The organism is Stenotrophomonas terrae (assembly GCF_001431465.1).
GTDB lineage: Bacteria > Pseudomonadota > Gammaproteobacteria > Xanthomonadales > Xanthomonadaceae > Stenotrophomonas > Stenotrophomonas terrae.
This window is the reverse complement of the sequence record NZ_LDJJ01000041.1, coordinates 17,672-36,469: the sequence shown is the minus strand read 5'-3', so window position 1 is coordinate 36,469 and position 18,798 is coordinate 17,672. Positions and strand designations below refer to the sequence as shown.

Below are 18,798 nucleotides of genomic sequence, written 5' to 3'. Positions count from 1 at the left end.
AAGTCCTGGTAGGGATCAGAAAGGCTTGACCACGCCAAGGAAGGCGGTGGCCAGCAACATTAGGTAGACCAGCCACACCCAGATCCGGGTGCGGTTCATGGTGCGCAGCAGCGGCAGTTCGGTGGCATCGCTGCTGCCTTGTTTGAGCAGGGCAGCCAGTTGCGCGCCGACCGGTTTGAAACTGACATCGATCATGATGGCGGCGGCGAATATCACGCCGAACATCAGCGCTTTGCTGGCCAACCAGGCCGGCGCCAGCGGCGCGCCCTGCAGCAGTGAGGCCAGGCCCAGCCACAGGTAGAACAGCGCCAGCAGCCAACGCAATACGGATTCGATGCGGCGATCGCGCGCGGCACGTGGGCTCTGGTCATGACGATGCGCATCCCACACCAGCCACAGCCAGAAACCACCGATAAGCCAGGCCAACAGCAATGCCCAGCCCGGCAGCGTCCAGTAGCCGCCCACATGCACCACGCTCAGGCTGACCGGCACCATCAGCGCCCACGCGCTGCGCGGCACCATGTCCACTTCCACCAGCAGTTTCAGCAGCGCGATGCGTTGCTCAAGCGAATAGGCATGGCGGCGACGGAAATGCTGGCCGAGCAGGAACACGCCGACATCGGCGCCCAACCACAGCACGAACAGCAGCAGGTGCATGAACACCAGGATTGGATACTGCAGTGCAGCCACGTCCCGTCCTTCGCCCGGCCAGCGGGTACTGATATTTGTCCGGACAAATAAGTATCAGAATGGACGCGGGAAGAAAAGCTGCAAGGTTGCATGACGTGTGCCGGGTCCGGTTGTGGGCAAGCCGGGACATCAGGTTCTGGATCTTCTGGTCGGGCCGAAAATGACATAGGCTCCAATTCAGATTTCGGACCGTTGGGGAACGCGTCATGGGAACTGCAGGGAAATGGATGCTCGGGGCCATGCTGGTGTTGGCAGGCCTGGCCGGGCCTGCGGCAGCGCAGCAGGTTGCGGTGGAGGCCTTCGCCAAGGCCAGCCCGTTCACGATGCCAACGCTGTCGCCCGGCGGCGAATACCTGGCGGTGGCCACCGATTTTGGTGAGGGCAACCATGCGGTGCAGATACTGCGGCTGAGCGACATGCAGCGCACCGCCGTGCTGCGGCTGCCGCGCTACCAGAGTCCGTTCCAGCTTGGCTGGGTGAGCGACAAACGCCTGGTGGTGGCCAAGGGCCGCAAACTGGGTTCGCTGGAAAAACCCGTACCGTTGGGCGAGATCCTCGCCAGCGATTTCGACGGGCAGAACCAGCGCTACATCTATGGCTACGAGCAGCAGAACACGGCTGCCGGGCTGGAACGTGGCTTTGGTTTCATCGAGGGCATCGCCGAAAGCAACGACGGCCGCTTCTACATGCGGCAACTGCAGCGCAATCCGACCTCGTCGATGCTGTACCTGGTGGATACGCAACGCCCCACCTTCAAGCTGATCGCCAGCATCAACGTGCCCAATCTGGAGTTCGTCATCGACCGCGCCGGCGTGGCGCGCTATGCCTGGGGCGCGGACAAGCAGGACAACTACCTGCTGTACGCCTCGGAGGATGGCCGCCAATGGCAGCCGATGAAGTTGCCGTACAAATGGACGCCGCTGGCATTCTCGGCAGATAACCAGCGCGTATATGGAAACCTGCAACGCAATGACGGGCCAAGCCAACTGGTTTCCACCACGCCGGACGCCGGTGATCCGGACGTGCTGGCGGCCGATGCATTCAGCAGCATCGGCCGCTTGCAATGGACGCATTCGCCGGCGATTCCCTTCGCTGCCGCGCCCTTGGATGGGCGGCCGGTGCTGAACTACTTCGACCCTGGCCGGCCCGATGCGCAGCTGCATCAGACGCTGTCCGAATTGCTGCCACAGCAGCAGGTGAGCTTCATCGACAGCAGCCGCGACGGGCAGACGTTGCTGGTGCACCTGGGCAGTGACCGCGACCCGGGCAGCTGGTCGATCTTCCGCCGCGCCAGCAACAAGCTGGAGAAAGTGCTGGTTGCCAGCGAAGGCATTGATCCGGCGCTGATGGCCGAGCGCCGCCCGCTGCGTTTCAAGGCCAGCGACGGCATTGAGCTGGAAGCGATACTGACGGTTCCGCGCAACAGCGAAGGCCGCGCGCTGCCGACCGTGGTATTGCCGCACGGCGGTCCACATGGCGTACGTGATGGTTGGTTCTATGACAACGACGCACAGTTTCTGGCAAATCGCGGCTATCTGGTGGTGCAGGTCAACTACCGTGGCAGCGGCGGCCGCGGTGACGGCTTCGAGCGATCCGGCTATCTGCAATGGGGCACGCGGATCCAGCAGGACATCATCGACGGGCTGGATCACGCGGTTGCATTGGGCCTGGCCGATGGCAACCGTGTCTGCAGTTTCGGCGCCAGCTTTGGTGCCTACTCGGCGATGATGCTTGCCGCCCGGCAGCCGGCACGGTTCCGTTGCGCGGTGGGCCTGGCTGGCGTCTACGACTTGAAGATGATGTACAACAAGGGCGATATCGCCGACTACGCCTACGGCCGCAATTACCTGCGGCAGGCGATCGGCAACAATGAGGCGGAGCTGGCCGCCAACTCGCCGGTGAGCCTGGCTGGCAGCATCCAGGCACCGGTGTTCCTGGCCCACGGCGAGCGCGATGAACGCACGCCAATCGCACAGGCCAATGCGATGCGCGCCGCCCTGGTCGCCGCCGGCCGGCCGCCGCAATGGATGGCTGTAGCCGGCGAGGGCCATGGCTTCTACAACGATGCCAACAGCGCGGCGTTCTATCGCGCGCTGGAAGGCTTCCTGCAGAAGAACCTCGGCCAGTAAGCGCATTGCAATGCGGCTGCACCGGGCGCAGCCGCAGCGGAAAACACAGGGCGCTAACCTTGCCTTGGCGGCTTGTGTGTATCGTATCCGGGCGAATTAACCGCCCGAATCGGAGCACACAACTATGATTCCGCAAGCGCATTTCGACCTTACTGGCAAAGTGGCCATCGTTACCGGTGGTGGCAATGGCATTGGCCGCGCCAGTTCCCTGATGTTGGCCGCCTATGGTGCGGCCGTGGCCATCGCCGACCTGAAGCTGGCTGCCGCTGAAAAAGTGGCGGCGGAGATTATTGCTGCCGGTGGCAAGGCCTTGGCGCTGGAATGCAATGTGCTCAAGGACGAGGATCTGGTGCGCGTGGTGGAGCGCACCGCCGCCGAACTGGGTGGCATCCACATCCTGGTGAACAACGCCGGTGGCGGTGGTGCCGGCCGCGAGAGCCCGTACAAGATCAGCCTGGAGCAGTTCGAGCGGCCCTTCCAGATCAATGTGTTCAGCGCCTGGCGCTTGTCGCAGCTATGCGCACCGCACATGGAAAAGGGCGGCTACGGTTCGATCATCAACATGTCGTCGATGAGTTCGATCAACAAGAGCCCGGCAATCAGCGCTTATGCCGCGTCCAAGGCAGCGATCAACCACATGACCGCGAACCTGGCGCATGACTATGGCCCGGCTGGCATCCGCGTCAATGCGGTGGGCCCGGGTGCGGTGCGTACCGATGCGTTGGCGACCGTGCTCACGCCGGAGATCGAGCAGCGCATGCTGTCGCATACGCCGATCAAGCGCCTGGGTGAAGCGGACGATATCGCCGGTGCGGTACTGTATTTCGCCGCGCCGATATCGAACTGGGTCAGCGGCCAGACCTTGTTCGTCAATGGCGGTGGCGTGCAGACGCTGGATTGATTGCCGGTTTAGTCCGGCAGCGAGGACAAGTACTCGATCACGGCCTGGCGGCGCGCCGGGTCGGAGGTGGCATTGACCATCTTGCTGCCGGGCACCAGCTTGGCAGGTGATTTGATGAAGGCGTCCAGGGTCTGTGCATCCCAGACGATGCCGCTGGCCTTCATCGCATCGGAATAGTTGTAGCCCGGTGCGGTGCCGGCCTTGCGACCGACCACGCCATGCAGGTTGGGGCCTACGCGATGGCCGAGCGCGGCGCGGGTGTCGTGGCAGCCGGCGCAGATGGCGAAGGCGCGTTGTAGTTCGCGCTGGTGCGTGTCGGCGCTGGCGTTGTGGTTGAAGGCGTCGCGCTGGCCGCAGGCGGTGAGTGCCAGGCAGACAAGGGCGATCAAGGGCAGACGGGACATTGCTGGCTCATTGCGTTGGCGGCCGTGGTTGTACGGCGCTGGCAATGATGGCCGGTGCTGGGCGGGGAAAGCAAAGGGGGGCTTGGGTGCGGGTTGAGCTTTTGAAGAGGCTTGGAGCGAAGGCAAGAGCAGGAGCGGAAGCCGGAGCAAAGGCCCCTCATCCGCCCTTCGGGCACCTTCTCCCGCATGCGGGAGAAGGGATGCTTCACATATTTCCTCGGCGTTGGGCCCGAGGCTCCGGCTGGATTTCGCCGAGCCCGACGAAGCCAGCAATGCCGGTTCTCACATCATATTGCCGGAGCAGTCCCTCTCCCGTTTATGGGGTGAGAGGGGCAGCTCACGAACCACTGGTTCGTTGCCCGTTGAACGCACTTGCGTCAACGCAAGTGCCGGGGCGCGGAGTGGGGGTAGGGGTGAGGGCAGCTTTTAGGCCTTTGTCCTTCAGGATTTTCAGCTTTCTAGCTTTCTAGCCTTCAGCTTCAACGCACCGACCCCAACAACCTCACTTCTTCGCAGCAAGCGTCTTGTCCAGACTCTGCTCAAACGTGTGATAGCCGATCCGCTCATACAGCTCCTCACGGGTCTGCATGGTCTCCACCACATTGCGCTGGTGGCCGTCGCGGCGGATCGCGGTATACACATTTTCCGCCGCCTTGTTCATCGCGCGGAACGCAGACAGCGGGTAGATGCACATCGCCACGCCCACCGAACCCAGCTCCTCGGTGGAGAACAGCGGCGTCTGCCCGAACTCGGTCAAGTTGGCCAGCACCGGCACCTTCACCGCGTCGACAAAGCGCTTGTAGGTTTCAAGGTCATACGAAGCCTCGGCAAAGATGCCGTCAGCACCGGCTTCCACGCAGGCCAGCGAGCGCTCGATGGCTGCATCCACGCCTTCCATCTGGATGGCATCGGTACGCGCGATCAGGAAGAAATCCGGGTCGGTCTTGGCATCGGCCGCGGCCTTTACCCGGTCCACCATCTCGCCCAGCGACACGATTTCCTTGTTCGGGCGGTGGCCGCAACGCTTGGCACCAACCTGGTCTTCGATATGGCAGGCGGCCGCACCGGCCTTGATCAGTGACTTCACCGTGCGCGCGATGTTGAACGCGCTCGGGCCGAAGCCGGTGTCGATGTCCGACAGCAGCGGCAGGTCGCAGACGTCGGTGATGCGGCGGATGTCGGTGAGCACGTCGTCCATGGTGTTGATGCCCAGGTCCGGCAGGCCCAGCGAGCCGGCGGCGACGCCGCCACCGGACAGGTAGACCGCACGGAAGCCGGCCCGCTTGGCCAGCAACGCGTGGTTGGCGTTGATGGCGCCCGGGATCTGCAGCGGGCTCTCTTCCTTCAGCGCCGCGCGGAAGCGGGCACCTGGACTGACAATGCTCATCGAAACTCCTGTGGTTGGTTGGCGATGCTTACATCGCCGGGTAGTTCGGACCGCCGCCGCCCTGTGGGGTTACCCACACGATGTTCTGGGTCGGGTCCTTGATGTCGCAGGTCTTGCAGTGCACGCAGTTCTGCGCGTTGATCTGCAAGCGGGTATCGCTGCCTTCACCGACGAATTCGTATACGCCGGCCGGGCAGTAACGCGCTTCCGGGCCGGCATAGGTGGCCAGGTTGACCTTGACCGGAATGCTGGCGTCCTTCAGCGTCAGATGGCTGGGCTGGTCTTCCTCGTGGTTGGTCGAGGACAGGAACACCGAGCTCAAACGATCGAACGTCAGCACGTTGTCCGGCTTGGGATAGACGATCTTCGGCTGGCTGGCGGCCGGTTCCAGGCACTCGTGGTCGGCCTTGGTGCGGTGGATGGTCCACGGCGCATTGCGGATGCCCAGCTTGGGCAGCAGCCACTGCTCGATGCCGGTCATCAGCGTGGCCAGGGTGCGGCCCTTCTTGAACCACTGTTTGAAGTTCTTGGACTGCAGCAGCTCGGTCTTCAGCCAGCTGTTCTCGAACGCTTCCGGATAGGCGCTCAGCTCATCGCGCGAGCGGCCGGCGGCCAGTGCATCGAACGCGGCCTCGGCGGCCAGCATGCCGGTCTTGATCGCGGCATGGCTGCCCTTGATGCGGCTGACGTTGAGGTAGCCGGCTTCGCAGCCGACCAGCGCGCCGCCCGGGAACACGGTCTTGGGCAGCGACAGGATGCCGCCGGCGGTGATCGCACGTGCACCGTAAGCAATGCGCTTGCCGCCTTCCAGGTGCTTGCGGATGGCCGGGTGGGTCTTGAAGCGCTGGAACTCCTCGAACGGGCTCAGCCATGGGTTCTTGTAATCCAGGCCGACCACATAGCCGATCGAAACCTTGCCGCCATCGGCGTGGTACAGGAAGGCGCCGCCGTAGGTGTCGTTGTCCAGCGGCCAGCCAGCGGCGTGCACCACCAGGCCCGGCTCGTGCTTGGCCGGGTCGATCTGCCACAGCTCCTTGATGCCGATGCCGTAGGACTGCGGGTCCTTGCCGGCGTCGAGCTTGAACTTGCTGATCAGCTGGCGGCCCAGATGGCCGCGCGAGCCTTCGGCGAAGATCGTGTACTTGGCATGCAGTTCCATGCCGCGCTCGTAGTTCGGGCCCGGCGTGCCGTCCTTGTGGATGCCCATGTCGCCGGTGGCAACGCCCATCACCGCGCCGGCCTCGTCGTACAGCACTTCGGCAGCGGCAAAGCCCGGGAAGATCGACACTTCCATCGCCTCGGCCTGCTGCGCCAGCCAACGGCTCACTTCGCCCAGGCTGACGATGTAGTTGCCATCATTGTGGAAGCACTCCGGCAGCAATGCGTGCGGGGTGGCCTTGGCGGTGGTTTCGTCCAGGAACAGGAACTCGTCGCGGGTGACGGCCTGCTTCAGCGGCGCACCGCGTTCCTTCCAGTCCGGGAACAGTTCATTGAGCGCGCGCGGGTCCATGATCGCGCCGGACAGGATGTGCGCGCCCGGCTCGGAGCCTTTTTCCAATACGCACACCGACAGCTCCTGGCCCTTCTCCACGGCCAGCTGGCGCAGGCGGATGGCGGTGGCCAGGCCGGCAGGGCCGGCGCCGACGATGACGACGTCAAATTCCATCGCTTCGCGCGGCGGCAGGGCGGTGTTGGCTTCAGTGTTCATGCAAGGGCTCTTGGGTAAAGGCCGGCGCGTTTGTGGCGACGACGGTTGCCTGGAACCGCCGCCTCAACGTGAGGCGGCGATGATCTGCGAAGGCGCAGCGTTCCAGATCAGCCCTGCGCGGTCGGCCAGATGGGCGAACACGCGTTCCAGGTGCTTGATGCGGTGCGGCTGGCCCATCACCCACGGATGGATGTTGAGCGCGAGCAGGCGACCCTGTCCGCTGCGCTGCGCTTCCTCAAGCAGGAAATCGCAGGCATCGACCATCTGGTCCGCATACTCGGCCTCGGCATGCAGATTTTCGCCGACGATGAAGCGATCTTCCAATTCCAGTGACAACGGCAGGGCGGTCAGCGGGCCATTGGCGGTCTGGAACGGGTACGGCAGCTCGTCGTTGATCCAGTCGCCAAACCATTGCAGACCGGCCTGTTGCAGCAGTTCCGGGGTGTTCTGCGACTGCGAGCGGGCCGGTGACAGCCAGCCCTGGATGGGGCCGTCCGAATAAGGGGCCAGCGCGGCCAAACTGCGCTGGATGTATTCAGTTTCGCGCGCCGGGTCCAGCCCGCCGTAGTGCACGCTGTCCATGTTCCAGCCATGTCCCACCAGCTCGGCGCTGCGCGCCTTGAGCCGGCGCAGCAGGGCCGGGTAGCGCTCGGCCAGCTCGCCGTTGACGGCGGTGCTGGCGCGCAGACCGTACTTTTCCAGCGCATCCAGTACGCGGAACACGCCGACCCGGTTGCCATAGTCGCGCAGGGTGTAATGGCGCAGGTCCGGGTAGGGCATGACCATCGAACCGTGCGGCTTGAAGCCCTCACCCTTGGGGTTGAGCGGGAAGTGCTCCAGGCTCAGGTTGATCCATACCGCCAGCGGCTTGTCGTCCGGCCAGCGCACGGGCGGGCGTTCGGCCAGCATCGACCAGCTGTAGCGGTCGTGGTCCATGCCGTAGCGCAGGTGCGGGTATTCCAGGAAGCTGCGATCCAGGCTCATGCCGCGTCCTCCGCGTTGATCGCCGCCATCGAGGCCAGCGCGTCGTCGTAGTGGTTGTCCAGGTAATGCTGGGCGATCTCGCGGCCGGTGGCCTTCCACACCTTGTCGTGGCTGCAGATGTAATCCATCGCGTCGTGGAACGCCGCCAGCCGGTGCGGGTGGCTGACCTGGTAGGCATGCAGCGGCACGCACATCACCGTGCCGGAGTTCTCGCCTTCGGCGTACAGGCGGTCGAAGGCGTCCTTGATCATCTGCCCGTAGCGGCGCGGTTCGATCTTGTTGGTGACGTAGACGATGGTGTCGTTGAGCTCCAGCGAGTACGGCACCGACACGAAGCGCTTGCCCGAACGGGTCTTCACCGGCGTCGGCTGGTCGTCATGGAACAGATCGCAGGTATACAGGCCACCGGCTTCGGCGAACAGGTCGATGGTGGCATCGGAATGCGACAGCGCCGGCGCCAGGTAGCCATCGCAGTGCTGGCCGGTGTGCTCGGCAATCAGCGCCATCGAATGCTCGATCATCTCCCGCTCCTGCGCCTCGTCCAGACCGTAGGTGTAGCGGGTGTTGTAGATGCCGTGGCTGAAGAATTCCCAGTTGCGCTCGGCCGCCATCTGGATCACTTCTGGGTGGTGCTTGAGCATGGCGGTGGACAGCGACACCGAGCCACGCAGGCCGTACTGGTCCATCACCCGCATCATCCGCTGGTGGCCGACGCGGTTGCCGTAGTCGCGGGTGCCATAGCCCTGGATGTCGGGCAGCGGACGCGGCCACGGTTTGCGCTGCGGGTTGGCCGGCGGCGCGTACTCATAGAACTCGATGTTGGGCGCGATCCACAAGGCCACACGGGCACCGCCCGGCCACTGGATCTTCGGCCGGCTGTCGTAGGGCCAGTAATCAAACAGGCCCGGGTCGGACTTCGGGGCGCCGTTCATGCGCGCAGCGCCTGCAGCTGCGCGGCGACGTGATCCACCGATTCCACGTCGCCGTACTTGAGCATGATGTCGCTGAGGTTGGCGAAGTGCGGGATCTCGTGCTTGTCGGCCACGCATTCTTCCGGAACGATGCTGCGATAGCCGCGCGACAGGCTGTCGATCACGCAGGCGCGGATGCAGCCGGAGGTGGAGCCGCCGGTGATGATCAGCGTGTCGATCTTGTGGAAGGTCAGCAGCGACCACAGGTTGGTTTCGAAGAACGGGCTGGCCATGCGCTTGTGCATGACGATGTCGCCCGGCTGCACGTCGGCACGCGGGTCGAACTGGGCACGCTCGGAGCCGTGCTTGATGTTCTGCAACGAGTCCGGCGTGTTGGTGCGGGTGCCCCAGGTACCGGCGTCCTCGCCCGATTCCAGGTAGGCCACATAGGTCCACACCACCGGCAGGCCGAGCGCGCGCACCTGCGCCGACAGCGCATTGATGTGCTCGATCTGGCGCGGGTCGGTTTCATAGGCGGTCTTGAACGCGCCCAGGTCGGTGTACGCGCGCTGCACATCGATGTTGACGATGGCCGGGCGTGCGCCGAAGCCGAACTTGGCGCGGTTCGGGTTGGCCTTGACCTGCTCCCAGTACTGGCGGGCAGTGAGGTTGGACGTTTCCATCACGGGCATGGGGTCTCTCCGTTGCAGCAGTGGTTGGGGTCAGGCCTGGGGCGCGCGCGAACGTTCGTCGCGCACCAGGGTGGCGGCCAGCAGGGCCAGCACGATCAGCCCGCAGATCAGGCTGAAGGCGATGTGGTAGCTCTTGGTGAGGTCGAAGATCTTGGCCGTCACCCAGATGCCCAGGCCGGCGGTGGTCGCATCCAGCAGGGTGATGGTGCCGAGGATCTTGCCGGCCGAGCTCAGCCCGAAGGCATTGACCGCCAGCAGCTGGATCATCGTGTACAGGCCGCCCCAGCCCAGCCCGAACAGGGCCAGCGAATACCAGATCAGGTCGGCGCGCAGGGTCGCCAGGATCACCGCACCAGCGGCCATGATCGCCAGGTTGACCAGGAATACGCGCTTGGGGGGCAGCACGTCGGCGAGGAAGCCGAACACGAACTTGCCCACCATTGCCAGGCCGAACATCAGGCCCAGGCCGTTGCCGGCGGTGGCCGGTTCAAAGCCGAGGTCGCGCATGTGCAGGAACAGGTTGGAGGCCACCGCCATGATCGAGAAGAAGGTGGTCATCGCCACGAACGCCAGCACCCAGAAAGTGCGCGTGCGCATGGCCTGCTGGTAGCTCAGGTCCGGCAGCGAGGACGCGGCCGGCTTGCCTGCCGCCGCCTTGGCGGCCAGCGTGTCGGCACCCCAGGGCTGGATGCCGTCCGCGCGCGGGCTGCGCACGAACAGGAAGGCGACGATCAGGAAAGCCAGCGGAATGGCGGTTTCCCACAGCAGCGCGGCGCGCCAGTCCATGGTCTGCATCAGCTTTACGCCGAGCTTTGGGAACACCATGCCGCCCAGGCTGGTGCCGACCAGGGCAATACCAATGGCGGTGCCGCGGTGGGTGGCAAACCACTGCGAGACGAAGATCACCGCCACATTCAGGCCGGCGGCGACCAGCACCGCGGCAAAGCCGACGTGTATCCAGTACAGGTGGGCCAGCGAATGGATATGCGCATAGGCCGCATACAGCGCCGCCAGCAGGGCGATGCCGCCCAGGATCAGCTTGCGCGGGCCGACCTTGTCGATCAGCGCGCCCAGGAACGGCGCCATCCAGCCGGCCAGCACCAGGGTGATCAGGTCGCGCAGCTTGAGCTCGCTGCGGGTCCAGCCGAAATCCTTGAGCAGGGATTCGTCAAAGGCGGTCAGGCCGGTCACAGTCAGGCCGTTGGAGACCAGCAGCACCAACATCCCCATCACCGCCATCAACCACGGGTAATAACGCTTCATCTTCATCAAGCACCTCAAGAGTGGGTTACGGCAGGTAGATACGCCTGTGGGGGATTTCCGCCGCCGGCGTTGACCGGGGGCGAAGGGCATGCCTACACTTTGTCCGGACAAAGTGTGCCACAGTCTTTTACCTGGGAGGAAGCCATGCAAACCGTCATCGTCCTGTTCAACCTCAAGCCCGGCGTCAGCGCCGAGGAATACGAGGCCTGGGCCCGTGCCAGCGACCTGCCGGTGGTCAATGCGCTGCCGTCGGTGGAAAAGTTCGAGGTACTCAAGGCCAGCGGTCTGTTGATTGGTGAGGGCAGCTCGCCGTACGCGTACATCGAGCTGATACGTATCCCGGACATGGCCGCCTTCGGCGCCGACATGGCCGATGCGGCGGTGCAAGCCGGTGCGGCGCAGTTCCAGCAATACGCTGACAATCCGTTGTTCATCCTCACCAGCGCGCTGTAAGCGCACAAGGAACATTGGTCATGGCTCGTTTCCCCGAATTGCAGGGCAAGGTCGCACTCATCACCGGCGCCGGTCGCCGCGCCGGGCTGGGCGAGGGCATTGCCCGCCGCCTGCTGCAGGAAGGCTGCAAGGTGGTGCTGACCGACATCGGCCAGGTGCGTGGCGCCGAGATGCCGGTCACTGCCGTTGGCACCGACGGGGAAATGGCCCTGGTTGCCGCCGAGCTGGCCGCCAGCACCGGTGGTCAATGCGTGGCCATGGCATTGGACGTGCTGGAAGAGGCGCAGGTGGAAGCGGTGGTCAAGGCCACGGTGGAACGCTTTGGCAGCCTCGACATCCTGGTCAACAACGCCGGCATTGGTTACCTGATGAAGTCGCTGGTCGACATCGATGCCAAGGAATGGGACGCGGTGCTGGGCGTGAACCTGCGCGGCGCCTTCCTGACCATCAAGCACGCCGGCCGGCAGATGATTGCCCAGGGCGGCGGCCGCATCGTCAACATCGCCTCGCAGGCCGCCAAGTCGGCGTTCCCGCATGCGGCGGCCTATTGCTCGTCCAAGCACGGCCTGGTTGGCCTGACCCGTGTTGCCGCGCTGGAACTGGCGGCCCACGGCATCAACGTCAATGCGGTCTGCCCGAACCACGTCACCACCGGCCTGGGCGCCTGGCAGAACGAATACTTCGCCGAGAAGCAGGGCAAGAGCGTCGAGCAGTACCTGGCCGACATGCGCGCGCGCATTCCCGCCGGTCGCCCGGGCCTGCCCTCGGATACGGCAGCAGCGACGGCCTTCCTGTGCTCGGACGACGCGGTCTACATCACCGGTGAGGCGATCAATGTCTCCGGTGGTGAGGAAAACCACTGAAGCATTGCCGCGTCACTTCCAGCGCGCCGTTCCCGCCCACGCGACGCACGGCATGAGCACAAAGCAGCACAGCAGTCCCCACCACGCACCCCCATAAACGTAACGAGATTGCCATGTCCAAACCCGTCTACCAGTGGCCCAACAACGCACGCCTGGCCTTGTCGGTGGTCGTCAATGTCGAAGAGCTGTCCGAGTACAACGTCGGCCAGGGTGACAAGATCACCGAGCCGGTGGACGAGCTGCATGTGACCCTGTCCAAGCCGGTGCGCAACTACGGCAACGAGTCCAATTACCGTTACGGCGTCAACGAAGGCCATGCGCGCGTCGCCGCGCTGCTGGACAAGTACAACGTGACCAGCACGTATACCGCCGCGGCGGTATCGCTGGAGCGCGCGCCGGAAATCGCCGACTACCTGCGTGGCAGCCGCCATGAGGTCTGCTCGCATGGCCACCGCTGGATCCACCAGTTCCGCTTCAACGAAGACCAGGAACGCCAGTTCATCCGCGATGCTGCCGACAGCATCGAGAAGACCAGCGGCGTGCGCCCGGTGGGTTGGCTGTCGCGTTACCTGCACACCGCCGCCACCCGTCGCCTGCTGCAGGAAGAAGGCTTCCTGTACCACATGGACGACTACTCGGCCGATGCGCCGTTCTGGGGCGATGTCGATGGCAGCGACAAGCCCATGATCGTGGTGCCGTACCAGCTGGACACCAATGACATGAAGATGTGGGTGGCGCCGTCCTACCTGCCCAAGGACTGGCTGGACTACGCCATCGACAGCTTCGACACGCTGTACGCCGAAGGCGAGCACAGCCCCAAGGTGATGTCGCTGGGCCTGCACCTGCGCATCATCGGACGCCCGGGTCGCATCGCTGCGTTCGAGAAATTCCTGCAATACGTCGCGCAGAAGCCGGGCACCTGGTACGCAACGCGCCGCCAGATCGCCGAACACTTCGCCTCCCAGGTCGGTGCGCCGTGAGCACTGCGATCAACAACCCACGCCGCTGCCTGCTGTTCGTGCCGGGCTCGCGCCCGGAGCGTTACGCCAAGGCCGTGGCCACCGGTGCCGACCAGGTCTGCATTGATCTGGAAGACGCGGTTGCGCCGGGTGACAAGGAAAGCGCGCGTGCCTCGTTGTTCGCCTTCCTCGCCGAACTTCCGCAGACCCGCAGTGAGATCGGCCTGCGTATCAATCCGCTGTCCACCGAACTGGGCCAGGCAGATCTGAAGGCGCTCGCCGCTTCGGGCCTGAAGCCGGCCTTCGTCATGCTGCCCAAGGTAGAAACCGTGGCCGAGCTGCAGCAGGCCGATGCCGCGTTGGCAGCAATCGACACCGCCTTCATCGCGCAGATTGAAACGCCGAAAGGTTTGCTGGATGCACGCGCGCTGGCCACCGCCATTCCGCGCCTGCAGGCGCTGATGTTTGGGGGCTTCGACTACATCGTTGCATTGCGTGGCCGCGCCAGCTGGGAGAGCTTCTTCCATCCGCGCGTGCAGCTGGCAACGATTGCCGCCGAAGCCGGCGTCGCCTGCATGGACGTGCCCTATCTGGACATCAAGGATGAAGCCGGCCTGGTCAGCGAAACCGACCGCGTCATCGACCTGGGTTTCACTTCCAAGGCCGCCATCCATCCCGCGCAGGTCGACCCCATCCAGGCCCGTTACCTGCCCACCGCTGCCGAGTTTGACCGTGCCCAACGCGTGGTTGCGGCACTGGCTGCCAGCGGCGGCGAAGCCATCCAGCTGGACGGCAAGCTGGTGGACCGCCCCATCGAAATTGCCGCCGAACGCGCCATCGCACTGGGTGCGCTTGGCGTGCGCGCCGGCTGACCTCACCGCTCCATTGAACGCCTGATTTACGCCCCTCTTTGACCAAGCTGCGCCCAGCGCCAGCCCAACCCGCTCCAAAAGGACATTGTCATGGTTCAGAACGTCAAGCAGATCTCCGAAAGCCGCTTCCGCGAAACCTTTGGCCGTTACTACGAAGAGTTCAATGTCGGCGACATCTATGAGCACCGCCCCGGCCGCTCCATCACCGAAACCGACAACACCTGGTTCACCCTGCTGACGATGAACACCCATCCGATGCACTTCGACAAGGAGTACGCCAAGGCCTCGGAATTCGGCAAGGTCATCGTCTGCTCGCCGTTCACCGTGGCACTGATGGTCGGCATGAGCGTCACCGATGTCAGCCAGAAGGCCGTGGCCAACCTGGGCTGGAGCGACATCAAGATGACCCACCCGCTGTTTGTCGGCGACACCCTGGTGGCCGAGTCCAAGGTACTGGACAAACGCGAGTCCAAGTCGCGCCCGGGCGCCGGCATCGTCACCGTGCAGACCGAGGGTTTCAACCAGGACGGCAAGCTGATCTGCAGCTTCAGCCGCACCATGCTGATCGCCAAGCAGGGTCACTCGGTGGAAGACAAGGTCAACTACTGAGGACGCGATGATGAGCACGGAACAGGAACAGCTGTGGGGCCCTGACGAAGAGCAGGCGTTGCTGGATTCGATCGACCATTGGGTCGAGAAATCCGTTGCACCGATCGCCCAGGAATACGACCTCGAGGACAAGTACCCGCATCACCTCGTCGAGGAGATGAAGGATCTGGGACTGTTCGGTGCCACCATTTCGTCCGAGTACGGTGGCCTTGGCCTGCCGGCACGCATCTACGCCAAGATCGTGATCAAGGTGTCGGCGGTATGGATGGCGCCGACCGGCATCTTCAACTCGCACCTGATCATGGCCGCGGCCATCGAGCGTTGCGGCACTGAAGAACAGAAGCGCAAGTACCTGCCGCGCATGGCCACCGGCGAGCTGCGTGGCTCGCTGGGCCTGACCGAGCCCAATGCTGGTACCGACCTGCAGGCGATCCGCAGTGTTGCCAAGCGCGAGGGTGACCATTACGTCATCAATGGCGCCAAGACCTGGATCACCAATTCCATGTACGGCGACATGGTGCTGTTGCTGGTCAAGACCGACCCGGAGGCGCAGCCGCGTCACAAGGGCATGACCATGTTCATCGCCGAGAAGGGCGAGGGCTTCATCGTCGCCAAGAAGATGAAGAAGTCCGGCTACCGCGCCATCGACACCTGCGAGCTGGTATTCCAGGACTACAAGGTACCGGCCGACTGCCTGCTCGGCGGTGTGGAAGGGCAGGGTTTCCTGCACGCCGTAGGTGGCCTGGAGCTGGGCCGTATCAATGTGGCCGCACGCGGCTGCGGCATTGCCGAGGGCGCGCTGCGTTTGTCGGTGCGTTATGCGCAGGAGCGCATGACCTTCGGCAAGCCGATTGCCGAGCACCAGGCCATCCAGCTGAAGCTGGGCGAGATGGCTTCTAAGGTGGAGGCATCCAAGCTGCTGATCGAGAGCGCCGCCAACGCCTACGACAAGGGCCTGCGCTGCGACATGGAAGCGGGCATGGCCAAGTACTTCGCCACCGAGACCGGCGCGTACTGCGCGCAGGAAGGCATGCGCATCTTTGGTGGATACAGCTACTCGGTGGAATACGACATCGAGCGCTTCTACCGTGACGCCATGCTGATGTGCATTGGCGAAGGCACCAACGAAATGCAGCGCATCATCATCGCCAAGCAGTTGGTGGCCAGGAACAAGATCTAGAAGCCCAAGCAGACCAGAGCCCCTCTCCCGCGAGCGGGAGAGGGGTTGGGGTGAGGGCAGCTTTACAAGCAATGCCAGAAACCTGGTAGCCCCTCTCCCGCTTGCGGGAGAGGGGTTGGGGTGAGGGGAAGCTTCTAGCAAGCAGAGCCAAAGCTTTAAAAAGCTCCCCTCATCCGCCCTTTGGGCACCTTCTCCCGCAAGCGGGAGAAGGGACGAAGCAAAGCAACAGCTAGAAGCCAAAGCCAAAGCCAAAGTCAAAAGCAACAGCAACAGCTAGAAGCAACAGCCAAAGCCAACAGCCAAAAAGCCAAAAGCCAAAAGCCAAAAGCCAAAGCACCGGCGGTAACAGCAGATCCAACCCTCATCCGCCCCTTCGGGGCACCTTCTCCCGAGGGGAGAAGGGAAGCAGCATCTCTTTCGCCGCGGTCCTCAACCAGCCGCGGTGCTTTTTAAAAACCCAGAGGCCACACATGAAAGACCTTCCCCTGCAGGGACTACGCATCCTTGCCGTCGAACAGTACGGTGCCGGCCCCTATGGTTCGATGCACCTGGCCGACCTCGGCGCCGAAGTCATCAAGATCGAATCACCGCCGGGCGGCGATGTATCGCGCGCCACCGGCCCGTATTTCCTGGGCGAAGGCGACAGCCTGTTCTTCCAGACCTTCAATCTCAACAAGCGCTCGCTGCGCCTGGACCTGAAGGCCGCCGAAGGCCGCGAAGTGTTCGAGAAGCTCGTTGCCAGCGCCGACGCCGTACTCAACAACCTGCGTGGCGATCAGCCTGGCAAGCTCGGCCTGGATTACGCCACGCTGTCCAAGCTCAACCCGAAGATCGTCTGTGCCCACCTGTCCGCCTATGGTCGCGACAACGAGCGCGCGGCGTGGCCGGGCTATGACTATCTGATGCAGGCCGAAGCCGGCTTCATGGCGTTGACCGGTGAACCCGATGCGCCGCCGGCACGCTTCGGTCTGTCGATGGTCGATTTCATGACCGGCACCACCATGTCGATGGGCCTGCTGGCTGCCATCATCGGTGCCATGCGCACCGGCCAGGGCCGTGATGTCGATGTCAGCCTGTTCGATGTGGCCCTGCACCAGCTCAGCTACCCGGCCACCTGGTACCTCAACGAGGGCCACCGCACCGAGCGCCTGTCACGTAGCGCGCATCCGTCCACCGTGCCGTGCCAGGTCTACCGCACCGCCGATGGCTGGGTGATGGTGATGTGCATGCTGGAGAAGTTCTGGCAGACCTTTGTCGAAGGCATCGGCAATCCGGCCTGGGCCGCCGAGCCGCGCTTCGCCAATTTCGCCGAGCGCCGCAAGGTGCGCGACGAACTGACCGTGCTGGTCGACACCATCCTCGGCACCCAGCCGACCGCGCACTGGACGCAGCTGTTCGCCGGCCGCATTCCGATTGCGCCGGTACTGGATATCGCCCAGGCGTTGGACAATCCCTATGTACGCGACGTGGATATGCTGCAGGACGTGGCGCATGCAAGCGGCAGCCAGCGCCTGCTGCGTAATCCGATCAAGCTCGATGGCCAGCGCCTGAGTGGCAATGCCTGCCCGCCGCTCAATGCCGATGCCGACGCCCTGCTGCGCGAGCTCGGTTACAACGATGCAGACCGCGCGCGCCTGCTTGGCGCGTGAGGCAACGGAGTTGATGATGAAGCTTGAAGGTGTACGCGTACTGGATCTTTCGCTGTTCCTGCCCGGCCCGCACCTGACCATGGTGATGGCCGACCACGGCGCGGAGGTGATCAAGATTGAACCGCCCAGCGGCGAACCGGTGCGCGAGGTCGGTCTGAAGCAGGCCGGGGTCAGTACCTGGTTCCGCAACACCCATCGCGGCAAGCGCTGCATCGTGCTCGATCTGAAGAGCGAGGCCGGCAAGGCCGCGTTCGCCAGGCTGGTGGAATGGGCCGATGTGGTGGTGGAAGCCTTCCGCCCCGGTGTGGCCAAGCGCCTGGGCATCGACTACGCCAGCTGCAAGGCGATCAACCCCAGGCTGGTGTACTGCGCGATCAGTGCCTTCGGCCAGACCGGCCCCAAGGTCAACCGCCCTGCGCACGATCTGGCCATGCAGGCCGATACCGGCGTGGTCAGCCTCAACCGTGCGCCGGATGGCACGCCGGCCATGCCGCATATGCCGGTGGCCGATATGGCCGGCTCGCTGATGGCGCTCAACGGCATCCTGATGGCTTTGTTCCGCCGCGAGCGGACCGGCGAGGGTGACTACATCGACCTGTCGATGCAGGACGCGCTGATGGCCTGGCTGCCGAACGTGCTGGGCCCGCCGTTCGCGCTGGGCCGCGACCCGGTGATCAAGGAAGAACGCAGCTGGGGCGGCAATGCGCTGTACAAGCTGTACCGCTGCTCGGATGACCGCTGGATCGCACTGGGCGGCGCCGAGCACAAGTTCGCCGAGAACCTGCTCAACGCCTTGGGCCGTGCCGATCTGATCCATCTATGCCATCTGCCGCCTGGTCCCGCTCAGGATCCGGTAAAGGAATTCCTGGCGGAAACCTTCTCACGCCGCACGCTGGTGGAGTGGACCTTGTTCCTGCACGACATCGACGTGTGCTGGGCACCGGTCAAGACACTTACCGAGGCCTTCAACGATCCGCATACGCGTGCGCGTGAGATGGTCTGGACCGATGCGCAGGGTGGTACCCACCTGGGCATTCCGATCAAGTTTGCCAACGAACCGGGGCGTATCAATCCGCAGCTCGATGGCATCGGCCAGTCCACCGCAGCGGTCCTGGCCGAGCTGGGCCTCTAACACACCGCGGGA

The 18,798-nt window shown here is 64.1% G+C and carries 18 protein-coding genes; 10 read left to right on the top strand and 8 right to left on the bottom strand.

The window, feature by feature from the left end; genetic code table 11:
• Positions 1 to 15: 15 nt before the first annotated feature.
• Positions 16 to 690, bottom strand: a complete 675-nt coding sequence (locus ABB27_RS12700) for a hypothetical protein (RefSeq protein WP_211263710.1) — start codon at positions 688 to 690, stop codon at positions 16 to 18.
• Between the two features lie 239 nt (positions 691 to 929).
• On the opposite strand from ABB27_RS12700, the gene ABB27_RS12695 reads away from it, so the two are divergent.
• Together ABB27_RS12695 and ABB27_RS12690 are read left to right on the top strand one after the other, a co-directional pair.
• The gene (locus tag ABB27_RS12695) at positions 930 to 2,819 is read left to right on the top strand and encodes an alpha/beta hydrolase family protein (protein WP_083491297.1); all 1,890 of its coding nucleotides are present in this window, start codon (positions 930 to 932) and stop codon (positions 2,817 to 2,819) included.
• 124 nt (positions 2,820 to 2,943) lie between these two features.
• Complete coding sequence (locus ABB27_RS12690; protein WP_057629155.1) at positions 2,944 to 3,720, top strand: glucose 1-dehydrogenase; 777 nt, start codon at positions 2,944 to 2,946, stop codon at positions 3,718 to 3,720.
• Positions 3,721 to 3,728: 8 nt separating this feature from the next.
• On the opposite strand, the gene ABB27_RS12685 is transcribed toward ABB27_RS12690, so the two are convergent.
• The 7 genes from ABB27_RS12685 to ABB27_RS12655 all read right to left on the bottom strand — a co-directional run bounded on the left by ABB27_RS12685 (position 3,729) and on the right by ABB27_RS12655 (position 11,075).
• Entirely contained in the window at positions 3,729 to 4,124 is a 396-nt protein-coding gene (locus ABB27_RS12685; RefSeq protein WP_057629154.1) for a c-type cytochrome, read from the bottom strand.
• Positions 4,125 to 4,626: 502 nt separating this feature from the next.
• Positions 4,627 to 5,511 carry a methylisocitrate lyase gene (gene prpB / locus ABB27_RS12680; protein WP_057629153.1) on the bottom strand — a complete coding sequence of 295 codons (885 nt, stop codon included), beginning with the start codon at positions 5,509 to 5,511 and terminating at the stop codon, positions 4,627 to 4,629.
• A gap of 28 nt (positions 5,512 to 5,539) precedes the next feature.
• Positions 5,540 to 7,219 carry an electron transfer flavoprotein-ubiquinone oxidoreductase gene (locus ABB27_RS12675; RefSeq protein ID WP_057629152.1) on the bottom strand — a complete coding sequence of 560 codons (1,680 nt, stop codon included), beginning with the start codon at positions 7,217 to 7,219 and terminating at the stop codon, positions 5,540 to 5,542.
• Between the two features lie 63 nt (positions 7,220 to 7,282).
• Entirely contained in the window at positions 7,283 to 8,203 is a 921-nt protein-coding gene (locus ABB27_RS12670; RefSeq protein ID WP_057629151.1) for a polysaccharide deacetylase family protein, read from the bottom strand.
• Positions 8,200 to 9,135: a polysaccharide deacetylase family protein gene (locus ABB27_RS12665; protein ID WP_057629150.1), complete on the bottom strand. Its 936-nt coding sequence runs from the start codon at positions 9,133 to 9,135 to the stop codon at positions 8,200 to 8,202. Before ABB27_RS12665 ends, ABB27_RS12670 begins: the two co-directional genes overlap by 4 nt.
• Entirely contained in the window at positions 9,132 to 9,806 is a 675-nt protein-coding gene (locus tag ABB27_RS12660; protein ID WP_211263709.1) for an isochorismatase family protein, read from the bottom strand. Before ABB27_RS12660 ends, ABB27_RS12665 begins: the two co-directional genes overlap by 4 nt.
• A gap of 30 nt (positions 9,807 to 9,836) precedes the next feature.
• Positions 9,837 to 11,075, bottom strand: coding sequence for an MFS transporter (locus ABB27_RS12655; protein ID WP_057629149.1), 1,239 nt, complete (start codon positions 11,073 to 11,075; stop codon positions 9,837 to 9,839).
• A 138-nt stretch (positions 11,076 to 11,213) separates the two neighbouring features.
• Here ABB27_RS12655 and ABB27_RS12650 point away from each other — a divergent pair, with 138 nt between their 5' ends.
• The 8 genes from ABB27_RS12650 to ABB27_RS12615 all read left to right on the top strand — a co-directional run bounded on the left by ABB27_RS12650 (position 11,214) and on the right by ABB27_RS12615 (position 18,786).
• A complete protein-coding gene (locus ABB27_RS12650) occupies positions 11,214 to 11,522 on the top strand; it encodes an REDY-like protein HapK (protein WP_057629148.1) in 309 nt (102 codons plus the stop codon).
• Between the two features lie 20 nt (positions 11,523 to 11,542).
• The gene (locus ABB27_RS12645) at positions 11,543 to 12,385 is read left to right on the top strand and encodes an SDR family NAD(P)-dependent oxidoreductase (RefSeq protein WP_057629147.1); all 843 of its coding nucleotides are present in this window, start codon (positions 11,543 to 11,545) and stop codon (positions 12,383 to 12,385) included.
• Between the two features lie 113 nt (positions 12,386 to 12,498).
• A complete protein-coding gene (locus ABB27_RS12640; protein ID WP_057629146.1) occupies positions 12,499 to 13,365 on the top strand; it encodes a polysaccharide deacetylase family protein in 867 nt (288 codons plus the stop codon).
• Positions 13,362 to 14,216, top strand: a complete 855-nt coding sequence (locus ABB27_RS12635; protein WP_057629145.1) for an HpcH/HpaI aldolase/citrate lyase family protein — start codon at positions 13,362 to 13,364, stop codon at positions 14,214 to 14,216. Before ABB27_RS12640 ends, ABB27_RS12635 begins: the two co-directional genes overlap by 4 nt.
• A 90-nt stretch (positions 14,217 to 14,306) precedes the next feature.
• On the top strand, positions 14,307 to 14,825 hold the full coding sequence (locus ABB27_RS12630; RefSeq protein ID WP_057629144.1) for a MaoC family dehydratase: 519 nt from the start codon (positions 14,307 to 14,309) through the stop codon (positions 14,823 to 14,825).
• A gap of 10 nt (positions 14,826 to 14,835) precedes the next feature.
• Positions 14,836 to 16,005 (top strand): acyl-CoA dehydrogenase family protein, encoded by a 1,170-nt coding sequence (locus tag ABB27_RS12625; protein WP_152984563.1) that lies wholly within the window; start codon positions 14,836 to 14,838, stop codon positions 16,003 to 16,005.
• A gap of 470 nt (positions 16,006 to 16,475) precedes the next feature.
• Positions 16,476 to 17,654, top strand: a complete 1,179-nt coding sequence (locus tag ABB27_RS12620) for a CaiB/BaiF CoA transferase family protein (RefSeq protein ID WP_057629142.1) — start codon at positions 16,476 to 16,478, stop codon at positions 17,652 to 17,654.
• Positions 17,655 to 17,670: 16 nt separating this feature from the next.
• On the top strand, positions 17,671 to 18,786 hold the full coding sequence (locus ABB27_RS12615) for a CaiB/BaiF CoA transferase family protein (protein WP_057629201.1): 1,116 nt from the start codon (positions 17,671 to 17,673) through the stop codon (positions 18,784 to 18,786).
• Positions 18,787 to 18,798: the final 12 nt, after the last annotated feature.

Excerpts from the sequence above, each read along its gene's own strand:
- ABB27_RS12695 (WP_083491297.1), top strand. The coding sequence starts at position 930 with ATGCTGGTGTTGGCAGGCCTGGCCGGGCCTGCGGCAGCGCAGCAGGTT.
- ABB27_RS12690 (WP_057629155.1), top strand. The coding sequence starts at position 2,944 with ATGATTCCGCAAGCGCATTTCGACCTTACTGGCAAAGTGGCCATCGTT.
- ABB27_RS12685 (WP_057629154.1), bottom strand. The coding sequence starts at position 4,124 with ATGTCCCGTCTGCCCTTGATCGCCCTTGTCTGCCTGGCACTCACCGCC.
- prpB (WP_057629153.1), bottom strand. The coding sequence starts at position 5,511 with ATGAGCATTGTCAGTCCAGGTGCCCGCTTCCGCGCGGCGCTGAAGGAA.
- ABB27_RS12675 (WP_057629152.1), bottom strand. The coding sequence starts at position 7,219 with ATGAACACTGAAGCCAACACCGCCCTGCCGCCGCGCGAAGCGATGGAA.
- ABB27_RS12670 (WP_057629151.1), bottom strand. The coding sequence starts at position 8,203 with ATGAGCCTGGATCGCAGCTTCCTGGAATACCCGCACCTGCGCTACGGC.
- ABB27_RS12665 (WP_057629150.1), bottom strand. The coding sequence starts at position 9,135 with ATGAACGGCGCCCCGAAGTCCGACCCGGGCCTGTTTGATTACTGGCCC.
- ABB27_RS12660 (WP_211263709.1), bottom strand. The coding sequence starts at position 9,806 with ATGCCCGTGATGGAAACGTCCAACCTCACTGCCCGCCAGTACTGGGAG.
- ABB27_RS12655 (WP_057629149.1), bottom strand. The coding sequence starts at position 11,075 with ATGAAGATGAAGCGTTATTACCCGTGGTTGATGGCGGTGATGGGGATG.
- ABB27_RS12650 (WP_057629148.1), top strand. The coding sequence starts at position 11,214 with ATGCAAACCGTCATCGTCCTGTTCAACCTCAAGCCCGGCGTCAGCGCC.
- ABB27_RS12645 (WP_057629147.1), top strand. The coding sequence starts at position 11,543 with ATGGCTCGTTTCCCCGAATTGCAGGGCAAGGTCGCACTCATCACCGGC.
- ABB27_RS12640 (WP_057629146.1), top strand. The coding sequence starts at position 12,499 with ATGTCCAAACCCGTCTACCAGTGGCCCAACAACGCACGCCTGGCCTTG.
- ABB27_RS12630 (WP_057629144.1), top strand. The coding sequence starts at position 14,307 with ATGGTTCAGAACGTCAAGCAGATCTCCGAAAGCCGCTTCCGCGAAACC.
- ABB27_RS12625 (WP_152984563.1), top strand. The coding sequence starts at position 14,836 with ATGAGCACGGAACAGGAACAGCTGTGGGGCCCTGACGAAGAGCAGGCG.
- ABB27_RS12620 (WP_057629142.1), top strand. The coding sequence starts at position 16,476 with ATGAAAGACCTTCCCCTGCAGGGACTACGCATCCTTGCCGTCGAACAG.
- ABB27_RS12615 (WP_057629201.1), top strand. The coding sequence starts at position 17,671 with ATGAAGCTTGAAGGTGTACGCGTACTGGATCTTTCGCTGTTCCTGCCC.